This window comes from Streptomyces sp. TOM-9, from assembly GCF_056858595.1.
The window spans coordinates 9,319,558-9,331,575 of the sequence record NZ_JBXEQB010000001.1; the positions used below are offsets into that span (position 1 = coordinate 9,319,558).

A 12,018-nucleotide genomic window follows, 5' to 3' on the forward strand; every position below is an offset into this window, starting at 1 on the left:
CGGGCTGACCTGCGGCGACGGCTTTCACGGCCCCCGTACGGTGGCTTTCCTGGGGTGCACCTGCCCCTGAGGTCGGGGTGCGCGTATGGGTGCAATCCGTTCATACTTATGCATAACCCCTAGTCGGGTCCCGATTACCCTACGTAACCGAGGCGCGATCTCGTATGAACGCCAAGACCAAGTACACACTCGCCGCCGCTGCCGTCGGCTGGACCTTCCTGGCGTCCCAGTGGTCGGGCAAGGGCTGCGACTTCGTCCCTCAGTCCTACGCTCTCGTGCTCTCCCACGGCATGCCCGCGGGCGCCGAGGGATGCAAGGCCGAGACGGACGGGCCGCAGTACACCGACCAGTACGACCGGTGACACCCGTGTGAGGTCCGGAGTGGGTGCCACCAGCTCGAGTTCGGGCTCGTCCAAGGTGGCCGTCCGCGTGCCGTACACAGGCCCGTCGAAGTGGCCGACGTGCCAGGTCCGTTGGTGGTGGCCCCCCTTGGTGTGCTGCTGCGCTATTGCTGGGCCAGGATTCCCCGGAGCAGGCCGGTGGACTGGCCCACCTCGATGAGGTAGCCGTCGGGGTCCCGCAGGTAGCAGCGCAGCTCCGAGCCTCGGTCCACCGGTTCGGTCAGGAAGTGAGCGCCCTGGGCGACGGCGTGCGCATGGAAGGCGGCGAGGTCGGCGACGCGCACGTTCAGGAAACCGGATACACGGTCGCCGGTGTGGGGCGCTTCCAGAGTCACGTCCGGCTTGTCGGGGGTGGGTCCACCGCCTGGGTTCATGATGAGCCAGCTGTTGGCGATCTTGACGATCGCCGGGTTCTCCTCCATCACGACCTGGCCACCGAAGACGTCGGCGTAGAAGCGGCGCGAGACCGTGACGTCCCGCACGGTCAGGAAGTGCGTGAGGAGCAGACCGTGCTCGGGCACGGGCAGGTCACCGGGAGGTACCGTCATCGTCGGGTCACCCTTCGTCGAAGTGGGGTGGTCCCGGGGTGAGGACCACGACGGAGCGGGGTGGCCACGAGGCCGTCACCTCAGCCGCGTGCGGCAGACTTGTGCAGTGCACGAGGCCGGCGGGCTCTGCCCCGGGCGGCCGCCCGCTCCGCAGTAGCCGACCAGAGCGGCTGTGGTTCTGTGACACCCCGGGGATGTCGGGCAGCTAGCTATGAGCGGCCTGGGGCGCAGTTCGGCGTGTTCTCGTTCGGTGGCCACGAAACCACGACTGCACGCGCAGCTACATCATGGCCGTGCTGTTCATGGTCGCCCTGCGGGTCGGCGGACAAGCCGAGATGCCCGGCCGCGGACTTGATGTCGTGGCCTTGGGGGTGCGGGTTCACGGGTGGGGCCTGCTGGTGAGGCCGAGCAGGGTGAGCCGCTCGGCGGTCGCGGTACCGGCGACCGGCGAGAACAGGGCGAGGACCTGGGTGCGGTCCTCGTCGATCAGGGACCGGCAGTCCAGATCGAGCAGGCCGACCTCGGGGTGCAGGATCCGTTTGCGTCGGTACCGCATCACGGCGACGCCATGGAGATCCCACAACGCGGCGAACTCGGGGCTGTCGCTGCGCAGCCGGTCGACCAGGGTGCGGGCGGGGTCGTCGTCGCGGCGGCCGACGGCGGCCCGCAGGTCGGCGACCAGGGCCCGCGACTCGTTGGCGTGGTCCTCGACCGGGTAGCCGCAGCGCGTGCCGGGGTCGGTGAACCAGCGGTGGATGATGCTGGCCTCGGGGCCGCTGCGGCCGGTGAGGTCACCGAACACGGCGCGGGCAAGGTGGTCCTGGGCCGGCGTGTCACCGAGGTCGGTCATCACCTGGGCGGGCACGTCGTGGAGCCGGTCGAGGACGGCCAGCAGGGCCGGGCGACGTGCCGGTCGCCGCGCCGGCGGTCCGGCACGTTCAGCCCGGCGAGCCGGTAGAGGTGGTCGCGTTCGTCCAGGCTCAGCCGCAGCGCGCGGGTCAGCGCGCGCAGCACCGACTCCGAGGGCGTCGCCGTGGCCCGCTCCTGTTCGAGGCGGGTGTAGTAGTCGGTCGAGATACCGGTGAGCCCGGCCACCTCCTCCCGGCGCAGCCCCGGCGTACGCCGCCGCCCGGCTGCGGCCAGGCCGACGTCGGCGGGGCTGAGTGCCTCGCGCCGGATGCGGAGGAACTGGGCGAGCTGCTGGGTGTCCATGCCGAAAAGTCTGTGCTCCCGGCGACGCGGTAGCCAGGGACAACCTCACTCTGCCTACCGCGCGCCGGACCGCCGACGCTGGGTTGCACGGACTCACGTACGGAGAAATCGCATGGCTACTGCCCGCACATGGTTCATCACCGGCGCCTCCCGAGGGCTCGGCGCGCTCTGGGCCGAGGCGGTCCTCGAGCACGGCGACCAGGTCGCGGCCACCGCCCGCGACGCAGCGGTATTCAAGCCGCTCGCCGACCGCCACGGCAGCCGGCTGCTGCCGCTGGAACTCGACGTGACCGACCGGGCTGCCGTCGACGCAGCGGTCCACACCGCCGAACAGCAGTTCGGCGGCATCGACATTCTGGTCAACAACGCCGGGCACATGCTCCACGGCGCGGTCGAGGAGGTCAGCGCCGAGCAGGCCCGGGCGCAGATGGACGTCAACTACTTCGGTGCGCTGTGGGCCACCCGGGCCGTGCTGCCCGGGATGCGCGAGCGCCGCTCCGGCCGGATCCTGCAGGTCTCCTCGATCGGCGGGCTGGTCGCCTACCCGGCGCTGGGCATCTACCAGGCCTCCAAGTGGGCCCTGGAAGCCATGAGCCAGTCCCTGGCCACCGAGGTCGAGGTGTACGGCATCCACGTCACTTTGATCGAGCCGATCATGTTCCCCACCGGCCTGGCCGCAGCCTCCCCGCAGTCGCAGTCGCAGCCGAACCCGGCCTACACCCACGCCCGGGAGGCTTTGTGCGCCGGTGCGAGTGCGAGCGGTTTCGTCCCGGGTGATCCGGCCGCGACCTCGGCGGCGCTGCTGGCGGTGGCCGATGCCCTGAAGCCGCCGCTGCGGGTGCTGTTCGGCGCAGGCGGCCTCGATGCGCTGCGCACGGAATTCGCCGGCCGGCTCGCGGGGCTGGAGGAGTGGGACCACATCTCCTGCCTCGCCCAGGGCAACCCGGCGGGGAGGTGACCGCTCACGTCATGCGTCTCCAGGCTCCCAACCCGTGCGATGGGGAGCCTGGACTCCACCCTGGGTACCGGTCGCCGGGGCATCGGATCGGTTCCAGCCGTCTTGTGGCGGTCCGCTGACAGCCGTACCCAGAACCCCTGGGTCCAGCTGATCCTACGAATGAAAGGGCATCCGCTGGGCCGGACGCCGCCTCGCCATCGCAGCCTGGAACCAGGCGAACTCGTGCTGTTTCGGCGCTAGTTGAGCGAGAATGGTTGATCGGCGGGTCGGTGCGGCAGTGTGGGGCAGAGGCGGCTGACGGGATGACGGCAACTGACGGGCCGGTGTCAGGCCTGTTCGCGGGGCGGCGGCGGTTCATGGTGCTGGGCGCGGGTGGCCTGGCTGCCGCGGCCGGTGGGGTGGGCATCTGGCGGCTCTTCGACAGCGGCGTGAAGCAGTGGCCGTGGAAGCAAGAGTGGTCCGAGCCGCTGGACGGGTTGTATCCGTCGGCGCTGAACGCGCACGCCGGGGTCGTGTACGTGTCGGGTTTCGGCGGGGTGGCTGCGGTGGAGCAGTCCCGGGGCGGCAAGCGGTGGCAGGCGCTGTCGGGGCTTGAGAGCCAGTCCGCCCCGGCGTTCGGCGCCGGCGTCGTCTGTATCACCGGCGTCCGGACGGGCGGGCGGACGGTGGTGAACGGCCTGGAGACGTCCTCGGGCCGCGTGCTGTGGGAACGTGAACTCGACGGTCTGACCCTGTACGCCCCGGCACCGGCCGGGGACGTCATGATCGTGGTGACCGGAAAGCGCTCCGTGGCTTCGGAGACGGTCCTGCACGCGCTGGACGCCGGGTCCGGCAGGACCAGGTGGCGTACCCGACTGCCCGCGGTGACGTTGGGACCGTCGGCACTGGTGACGGGAAACGGCCTGGTGTACCTGACTACCGGGGTGTTCAGTGAGGGGTCGATGGCGTGGGCAGTGGACCTGGCGACCGGCGCACTGCGCTGGAAGTTCCCTTCCGAAGGCTTCCTGGGAACCCCGGTTCTGGCCGGAGGCGAACTCCACATCACCGCCAGCCCGAGCAGCGGTAGCGCCGACCAGGGGCACAACGCGCTCGTCACGCTCGACGCCGCTTCGGGGGAAGGTCCTGCGGCGGGCGGAAAATCTGCCGGTCGGGACCGAGTTGAGCATGCAGCGGGCAGGCGGCACGCTGTACTCGGCGGTTCGCCGTTACGGGGACCAGTACCGCAGCACCCTCGTCGCGATAGAGGCCTCGACCGGACGTGCGCGCTGGCGGGCGGACACCGACATCGACATGGTGAGGACCCCCCTCCTCGTCTTCGGCGACAGTGTCCTGGCCGGGGGAAGGAAGTTCCCAGAACTGACCGGCTCCTACCTCGTCCAGGTCTTCGACGCCGCCACCGGCCATCGCCGCTGGAGCCGTGACATGGGAACCCAGGTCAGTTCACAGGGCCCCGTCCTGACCGGCGGTACGATCTGCGTGGCCACCCGCGCCACGAAACACACCGACCGGGGCACGCTCACCTTCCTGGACCCCGCTTCCGGCACCACTCGTTGGCACCACCCCCTCACCGCCAACGGTGAAGCCGTGGCCTGCCCGGTCGGCCGCACGCTCTACATCCTGGCCCAGCCGTTCCCGGGCCCCGGCGGACAGACACTGGCAGACCAGCACGGCGCCACGCTGTACGCACTACAGCGCGAGAACCCCTGACAGCACACCCACAGCCGCCGCGCCGGTCAGTGTGTCCAGGCCCATCACAGTCTGCTCATACGAACCGGCCGCAACCTGTACCGAAGAGGTTCAGATGCTCTACCAGAGCCCTGCCGACTTCTGCGCCGAGTACGCGAGAGCGCACAACCACGACATAACCGATGGGTTCGGCGCCGTGACCACGCTGCAAGAGGTGACCGTCGTCAGCGAGACCCCGCAGACGGCGCGGATCGAGGCGCTCTGGTTCTCATATGGCCACGAACCGGAATCCGGGTACTACGACGTTTTTGAGCGCACGGCCTTCGTCCTGGTCAAGCAGCACGGCGGGTGGCGCCTGCACTCCAAGGAATTTCTCGGCTATGAGTGACACCTGATCAGCGACTTTGACCCCGCGCCGCACAGGCCATCGTCACTGCTGTCACCGGCCCTGCTCGCCGACCGGCCCCCGTGCTTGCTGAAGATCTGGCGCGAGCAGATCCCGACGCCGGGGAGCGGAGCGGCTGCGCCCCGGCTGCCCGATCAGTCGAACTCCTCGACGTACTCCTCGGTCGGGCCCAGTTCGGGCTCGTCCCGGAGTTCCAGGGTGTCCCCGAGGCCCTCGAGTTCGAGGACGGTGACGGTGTTGACGCCCGCGTGCAGCAGCGGCGCCGGGCAGTACAGGGTGACCTGGGGGCCGATGTCCCAGTGGCGGCCGAGCAGGAAGCCGTTCACCCAGACCAGTCCGTGCACCGATCCCGGCAGCGCCAGGAACGTGTCGGCGGGCGCGTCGGCGTGGAACTGGGCGACGGCGAATCCGGCATCCGTACCGGTGACCGGGCTGACGCCCGCGTCCAGCGCCGCCGACAGCTCCCGCTCGGACCACTCGGGGAGTGCCACCGGCGTGCTCTGCCAGCCCTGGACCATGCGCCGGTCGACCAGGACGGGACCGAGCAGCCCCTTCGGACGGCCCACGCCGGGACCGTAGTTGACCCTGCCGAGGCTCTCGACCAGGACGTCCAGACGGACGGTCTCCCCGGTGCCGGTGATCTTCAGCTCGGGGGAGTCCGTGTCGGCAACGCCGAGGTAGACGCCGTCGGCGAAGACCAGGGCGCGGTCGCGGACGTCGGTGAAGACCAGCCGGTGTTCGCCGGCGGGGATGCGCGGGCGGGCGGTGCAGCGCACCAGGCCCGCCTCCAGGCCGAGTCGTTCGAAGGTGGCGGGCCGCGGCGCGGCCGAGGTCTCCACCGGTACGGCTCGGAGCGCGGCGTCGAGGCCGTCGAGCAGGCCGGCCCGGCGGACCAGCGCGACCCGGGACGGCGGGAGGACGGGAAGCCGCTCGGGGGAACGCAGCGGCCCGGTCGCGCCCAGCACCTCGCGCATCGCGTGGAACTTCGGCGTGAAGCGACCGTCCTCGGCGATCGGCGCGTCGGAGTCGTAACTGGTGACGACGGGCTCCAGCCGGCCCTCGGTCTCGTTGGCGCCGGCCCACAGACCGAAGTTGGTGCCGCCGTGCGCCATGTAGATGCTGACGCTGCCGTGGTCGTCGAGGATGCCGCTCAGAGTGTGGACGGCGCTGTCGACATTGCGGACGTGGTGCCGTTTGCCCCAGTGGTCGAACCAGCCGTTCCAGAACTCCGCGACGACGAAGGGCTCCTGTGGCCGGCGGCCGGCCAGCAGCTCGCGGGCCGCCTTCGGCTTGGAGCCCAGGTTGGCGGCGGTGAGGGTGCCGGGCAGCGTGCCTCCGTCCAGCATCAGTTCGGTGGGGCCGTCGGCGGTGAACAGCAGTTCCGCGATGCCCCGTTCGGTGAGGGCCTGGCGGTTCCAGCGCAGGTAGGCGTGGTCGTCGCCGTAGGAGCCGAACTCGTTCTCCACTTGGACGGCGACGACCGGTCCGCCCTGGGACGCCTGCAACGCGGCCAGGCGCGGGATCAGTTCGCCGAACCAGGCGGCGACGGCCGAGGTGAACTCCGGGTCGGAGCTGCGGATCGCGAGGTCCCGGCCGGTCAGCCAGCTGGGCAGGCCGCCGTTGGACCACTCGGCGCAGATGTAGGGACCGGGCCGGACCACGACGTCCAGGCCTTCCTCTCCCACCGTGCGGATGAACCGCTCGAGGTCCCGCCAGCCGTCGAAGCGCGGCGCGCGGTCCTCCCGGGGCTGGTGGAAGTTCCAGGCGACGTAGGTGTCGACGGTGTTCAGCCCGAGGTCGGCGATCCGGCGGACGCGGTCGCGCCAGAGATCGGGGTGTACCCGGAAGTAGTGCAGTGCCCCGGACAGGATGCGGTGAGGGATCCCGTCGCGGTACAGGCGGCCGTCCCGCCAGGACAGAAGTGCGGGGGAGGCGGCCGTCGGCGCCGCGCCCTCGGGCGCGGCAAGGTCGGTCTCGGCGGCTTCGGCCGGGCGCCGCGGCGGGTCGATGTTCGTCGTGGGCGACTCGTTCACCAGGGGAGCGTATGTTATCGATGACATCAGTAACAAGCCTGCTAAGGTCCTCCGAACCGATCGGGGGAGGGAGCACCATGAACGAGGACGCCTCGCGGCCGCGGCAGCCGAGCATGGCCGACGTGGCCAGGATCGCCGGAGTGTCGGCCCAGACCGTCTCCCGCGTCCTGCGCGGCTCGCCGAACGTCAATCCGGAGACGCACCGGCGGGTCCTGGCCGCCGTCGAGCAGATCGGCTACCGCTTCAACAGCGCCGCGCGGACCCTGTCCTCGGGCCGCAGCCACACCATCGGCCTGGTCCTGCTGGCCTCCGGCGGCTACTACTCGCGCTCGGCGGTGACCGCCGGTGTGGAGTCGGCGGCCGGCGAGGCCGGGTACGCGGTGAGCATCGCGACCATCTCCGCTCTGGACGTGGGCCTGATGGAGCGTTCCCTGGCCAAGCTCGCCGACCAGAACGTCGACGGCTTCGTGATCGCGGTGCCACTGATCTCGGTGACCCGCAAGATGGAGGAGATCACCCGGGACATCCCGACCGTCACCCTGGACGGGTCGCGGACCGCGGGTGCCCGGGTGCTCGGCATCGACCAGCGCGAGGCCGGCCGGATCGCCACCCAGCACCTCCTCGACCTGGGACACCGTCAGGTCTGGCATGTCTCCGGGCCGGACGAGTGGATCGAGGCCCGACAGCGCCGGGAGGGCTGGCGGGAGTGCCTGGAGCAGGCCGGGATCGAGGCGCCGCCGCCGCTGGAGGGCGATTGGTCGCCCGTCTCCGGCTACCGGCAGGGGCAGATCCTCGCCATGATCCCCGAGGTCACGGCGGTCTTCGTGGCCAGCGACGAGATGGCCTTCGGGGTGATCAAGGCGCTGCGCGAGCGGGGCCGTTCGGTGCCGGAGGACGTGTCCATCGTGAGCGTCGACGACATCGCCCTGGCCGCGTTCTGCGCGCCGCCGCTGACCGCCGTACGGCAGGACTTCTTCGGCTACGGCGCCGCGGCCGTACGGCTGTTGCTGGACGCGGACGCGGGTCCGGAGGAGGCCGTGGGCACCCCCACGCTCTCCGTGCGGGCCTCCACGGCGCCGCCGCGCGCCGTCTGAGGGGCGCCAGCGTGGCGCTCAAGAGCCACGTTTCGGCTGTGAGCTGATCCGACGGCATCGGACCCCTTGCGCCCGTCATGTGATCGATGCCATGGTACCCAGCATGTTATCGGTGCCACCGTAACAACGCCGGGTCGTACGTCCACCGGATCCGGGGTGCGGTGGCGTGGTGCCCGCGACGCGGAGGGGCCCCGGACGGGGTCCGTGACGGGCCCGCACTGCCGCTCAAGTCAGGTGGGCGTACGTCCATGGGAAGGACCCCCAAATGAGGAGATCGGTCGCCTTCGCCGGCACCACGGTCATGGCGCTCTCGCTGCTCGTCGGCTGCTCGTCCGCCGGTGACTCGGACTCCGGCTCGGGCACGACGACCCTCAAGGTTGCCGCTCTCGAGGGCGGCTACGGCAAGGACATGTACCACCAGGTCATCGAGGCCTACGAGTCCTCGCACCCGGACGTCGACGTCCAGCTCCAGATCTCGAAGAGCATCGAGGACGAGATCACGCCGAACATGAAGGCCGGCAAGTACCCGGACGTCGTCGTGCTCGGCCAGGGCCGCGAGGCAGGTCTCACCGAAACCCTCATCAAGGACAAGGCGCTGGAGGACCTCACCCCGGTCCTGAAGACCGAGGTCCCCGGCGAGAAGCAGACGGTGGGCGAGAAGCTGACCGACGGCATCGTCGGCAACCTCAACACCAACCCGTACGGCACGGACAAGACGTACCTGATGCCGATGTACTACTCCCCGACCGGGCTCTTCTACAACAAGAGCCTGTTCAAGCAGAAGGGCTGGGACGTCCCGGCCACCTGGGACGAGATGTTCGCGCTGGGCGACAAGGCGAAGAAGGAGGGCATCGCCCTCTTCACCTATCCGACCGCCGGCTACCTCGACTCGTACTTCTACGCCCTGCTCGCCGACGTCGGCGGGGAGCAGTTCTACCAGGACGTCATGACATACAAGCAGGGCATCTGGAAGACGGCGAAGGCCAAGACGGTCCTCGACATCACCACCAGGCTGCTCGGCTACGCCGGGAAGTCCACCGTCGGCTACGCCAACGAGCAGGACTTCACCAAGAACCAGCAGTCGATCCTCGACAACAAGGCGCTGTTCATGCCGAACGGCACCTGGATCACCGGCGAGATGGCCGACGCGCCCCGTTCGGACGGCTTCGCGTGGGGCCTGACCCCGCTGCCCTCGGTGAACGAGGGCGACACCCGCTACCTGACCACCTCGGTCGAGTCGGTCTGGGTGCCCAGTGCCGCCAAGAACAAGGACGCGGGGGAGGAGTTCATCGCCTTCCTGTACTCGGACGAGGCCGCGAAGATCTTCGCCAAGTCGAACGCGATCCAGCCCGTCAAGGGCCTCTCGGACAGCCTGACCGGTGAGAGCGCCGGGTTCTACTCGCTCTACGACGACACGTCGGTCTCCGCGCTGGTCGGCGGCTTCGCCTCGACGAACCCGGTCGAGGGTGTCGACATCAAGTCGGACCTGTTCGACACCGCCAACAGCATCATCAGCGGCGACACCACCGAGGCCAAGTGGCAGGCGGCGCTGGACGAGGCCAGCGAGAAACTGCGCCAGGCGGGCAACTGACCGGCCCGGCGGCGGCGTGGTCCGGCCGGGCCGCCGCCGGAGCCTTCCCCATCCGGTGAACCTCCGGGTTCGCCAGCACCACTTCGTACGACCGGAGGACCGGCACGGTGACGACCCTCTCCACCCCACCCCAACAACCGGCGGCACGCCCCGTGAGGAAGACCGGGACGACCTTCCGCCGCACCCGGCCGGGTGCCCCCGCCCGGACCCGCAAGCGGGGCGACACCCGCTTCGTGCTGGCCTGCCTGCTTCCCGCGCTGGTCCTGTTCGCGGTCTTCATGGTCTACCCCACCGTGAACGTGTTCCGGATGTCGCTCTACACCTGGAGCGGCTTCTCCCCGGACATGAAGTTCGTGGGGCTGGACAACTTCCGCCATCTGCTGGACGACCGGCAGTTCGTGCGGGCCTTCCAGAACACCGTCGCCCTGCTGGTCGTGGTGACCGTGGTGACCATGGGCATGGCCCTGTTCCTCGCCGCGATCATGACCCGGCAGAAGCTGCGGGGCAGCAACCTCCTCCGGTTCGTCCTCTACATCCCCAACATCCTCTCCGTGGTCGTGATCGCGGCGATCTTCTCCGCCGTCTACGACCAGAACAACGGCCTGCTGAACGGCAGCCTGCGGGCGGTGTCCCTGGACACCTGGCAGCAGGTCTGGCTGGGCGACCAGAAGCTGGTGCTCTACTCGGTCGGGATGGCCATGGTCTGGCAGTCGCTGGGCTACTACATGGTCCTCTACCTGTCGTCCATGGCGAGCATCCCTGAGGAGCTGTACGAGGCGAGCTCCCTCGACGGGGCCTCCGCCGTACGGCAGTTCTTCTCCCTCACCCTGCCGCTGATCTGGCAGAACCTGCGGACCTCGCTGACCTTCTTCGTGATGAGCGCGGTCAACCTCAGCTTCGTGCTGGTCCGCGCGATGACCGGCGGCGGCCCGGACGGCTCCTCCGAGGTGCTGCTCAGCTACATGTACAAGCAGGCGTACACCAACTCGTCCTACGGCTACGGCATGGCCATCGGTGTCGTCATCTTCGCGTTCTCGTTCCTCGTGTCGCTGCTGGTGAGCCGTGCGACGCGGCGCGAGCCCCTCCAGTTCTGAGGACGGAACCCCACACCATGACCATGATCGACTCCCGCAGCTCCGGCGGGCCCTCCGCCGGCTCCGCCCGTCCCGGCGCCGGCTCCGCCCGTCCCGGCGCCGGCTCCGCCCGCACCGGCCGCGCGCTCACCTACACCCTGGTCACCGCCCTCGCGCTGGCGATCGCCGTACCGGTCGCCTGGGTGCTGATGGCCTCGCTGAAGGCGAAGAGCGAGTTCTTCGGCAGCCCCTGGACCCTCCCGGAGGGCCTGCGCCGGCAGAACTACGTCGACGCGTTCACCGACGCCCACCTCGGCTCGTACTTCCTGACCTCGGTCTTCGTCACCGTGCTCGGCCTGGTCTTCGTGCTCGCGGTGTCGGTGCCGGCCGCCTACGTCATCGCCCGCTTCGACTTCCCCGGCAAGGGCGCCGTCGAGACGGCCCTGCTCGCCGGCCTGTTCGTGAACGTCAACTACATCGTCGTGCCGATCTTCCTGATGCTGGTCGACTGGGACAAGGCGCTGGTCGACGCCTTCCCCGACGGCTTCTTCCTCGACAACCCCACCGTGCTGTCGCTGGTGTACGCGGCCACCTCGATCCCGTTCACCATCTACCTGCTGACCGCGTACTTCCGGTCCATCCCGGTCGAGTACGAGGAAGCGGCGGGTCTGGACGGGGCGTCCCGCTTCCGGATCATGACCACGATCATGCTGCCGATGGCCCGCCCGGCGGTGACCACCGTGATCCTCTTCAACTTCCTCGCCTACTGGAACGACTTCATCATCTCGCTGACCCTGCTGCCCGGCGAGGGCAAGACCGTCCAGGTCGGCCTGCTCAACCTGTTCACCGCACAGAAGGCGGCGGCCGACTACGGCCGTCTGTACGCCGGCATGGTCATCGTCATCGTGCCCGTGCTGCTCGTCTACGCGCTCATCCAGAAGCGGCTCATCGAGGGGATGGCGTCCGGCGGAGTCAAGGGCTGACGCCCCCACGTGGAACCAAGTCGGAAGGAATCA

General features: G+C 69.6%; 12 protein-coding genes and 1 pseudogene. 9 read left to right on the top strand and 4 right to left on the bottom strand.

Annotated features, from left to right (window positions below; genetic code table 11):
* The first annotated feature begins 164 nt into the window (after positions 1-164).
* The gene (locus AC1VWI_RS42455) at positions 165-362 is read left to right on the top strand and encodes a hypothetical protein (protein ID WP_499516406.1); all 198 of its coding nucleotides are present in this window, start codon (positions 165-167) and stop codon (positions 360-362) included.
* A 143-nt stretch (positions 363-505) separates the two neighbouring features.
* On the opposite strand, the gene AC1VWI_RS42460 is transcribed toward AC1VWI_RS42455, so the two are convergent.
* The 3 genes from AC1VWI_RS42460 to AC1VWI_RS42470 all read right to left on the bottom strand — a co-directional run bounded on the left by AC1VWI_RS42460 (position 506) and on the right by AC1VWI_RS42470 (position 2,161).
* Positions 506-949 carry a VOC family protein gene (locus AC1VWI_RS42460; RefSeq protein WP_499516407.1) on the bottom strand — a complete coding sequence of 148 codons (444 nt, stop codon included), beginning with the start codon at positions 947-949 and terminating at the stop codon, positions 506-508.
* Between the two features lie 379 nt (positions 950-1,328).
* A complete protein-coding gene (locus AC1VWI_RS42465) occupies positions 1,329-1,814 on the bottom strand; it encodes an MmyB family transcriptional regulator (protein ID WP_499516408.1) in 486 nt (161 codons plus the stop codon).
* Positions 1,799-2,161, bottom strand: coding sequence for a helix-turn-helix domain-containing protein (locus AC1VWI_RS42470; protein ID WP_499516409.1), 363 nt, complete (start codon positions 2,159-2,161; stop codon positions 1,799-1,801). Before AC1VWI_RS42470 ends, AC1VWI_RS42465 begins: the two co-directional genes overlap by 16 nt.
* Before the next feature lie 112 nt (positions 2,162-2,273).
* On the opposite strand from AC1VWI_RS42470, the gene AC1VWI_RS42475 reads away from it, so the two are divergent.
* From AC1VWI_RS42475 to AC1VWI_RS42490, 4 genes and pseudogenes are all read left to right on the top strand, one after another.
* The gene (locus AC1VWI_RS42475) at positions 2,274-3,119 is read left to right on the top strand and encodes an SDR family NAD(P)-dependent oxidoreductase (protein ID WP_499516410.1); all 846 of its coding nucleotides are present in this window, start codon (positions 2,274-2,276) and stop codon (positions 3,117-3,119) included.
* A gap of 356 nt (positions 3,120-3,475) precedes the next feature.
* Positions 3,476-4,012 (top strand): annotated as a pseudogene (locus AC1VWI_RS42480) (outer membrane protein assembly factor BamB family protein); the annotation flags it as partial.
* Positions 4,013-4,049: 37 nt separating this feature from the next.
* Complete coding sequence (locus tag AC1VWI_RS42485; RefSeq protein ID WP_499517052.1) at positions 4,050-4,826, top strand: outer membrane protein assembly factor BamB family protein; 777 nt, start codon at positions 4,050-4,052, stop codon at positions 4,824-4,826.
* Positions 4,827-4,920: 94 nt separating this feature from the next.
* The gene (locus AC1VWI_RS42490; protein WP_499516411.1) at positions 4,921-5,193 is read left to right on the top strand and encodes a hypothetical protein; all 273 of its coding nucleotides are present in this window, start codon (positions 4,921-4,923) and stop codon (positions 5,191-5,193) included.
* 152 nt (positions 5,194-5,345) lie between these two features.
* Here AC1VWI_RS42490 and AC1VWI_RS42495 read toward each other — a convergent pair whose 3' ends face one another.
* Positions 5,346-7,271, bottom strand: a complete 1,926-nt coding sequence (locus AC1VWI_RS42495; RefSeq protein ID WP_499516412.1) for a glycoside hydrolase family 35 protein — start codon at positions 7,269-7,271, stop codon at positions 5,346-5,348.
* A gap of 50 nt (positions 7,272-7,321) precedes the next feature.
* Between AC1VWI_RS42495 and AC1VWI_RS42500 the strand changes: the two genes are divergently transcribed.
* From AC1VWI_RS42500 to AC1VWI_RS42515, 4 genes are all read left to right on the top strand, one after another.
* Positions 7,322-8,338, top strand: coding sequence for a LacI family DNA-binding transcriptional regulator (locus AC1VWI_RS42500; protein WP_499516413.1), 1,017 nt, complete (start codon positions 7,322-7,324; stop codon positions 8,336-8,338).
* 265 nt (positions 8,339-8,603) lie between these two features.
* Entirely contained in the window at positions 8,604-9,929 is a 1,326-nt protein-coding gene (locus AC1VWI_RS42505; RefSeq protein WP_499516414.1) for a carbohydrate ABC transporter substrate-binding protein, read from the top strand.
* Positions 9,930-10,081: 152 nt separating this feature from the next.
* Positions 10,082-11,023, top strand: a complete 942-nt coding sequence (locus tag AC1VWI_RS42510) for a carbohydrate ABC transporter permease (protein ID WP_499516415.1) — start codon at positions 10,082-10,084, stop codon at positions 11,021-11,023.
* Positions 11,024-11,040: 17 nt separating this feature from the next.
* Entirely contained in the window at positions 11,041-11,985 is a 945-nt protein-coding gene (locus AC1VWI_RS42515; RefSeq protein WP_499516416.1) for a carbohydrate ABC transporter permease, read from the top strand.
* Positions 11,986-12,018: the final 33 nt, after the last annotated feature.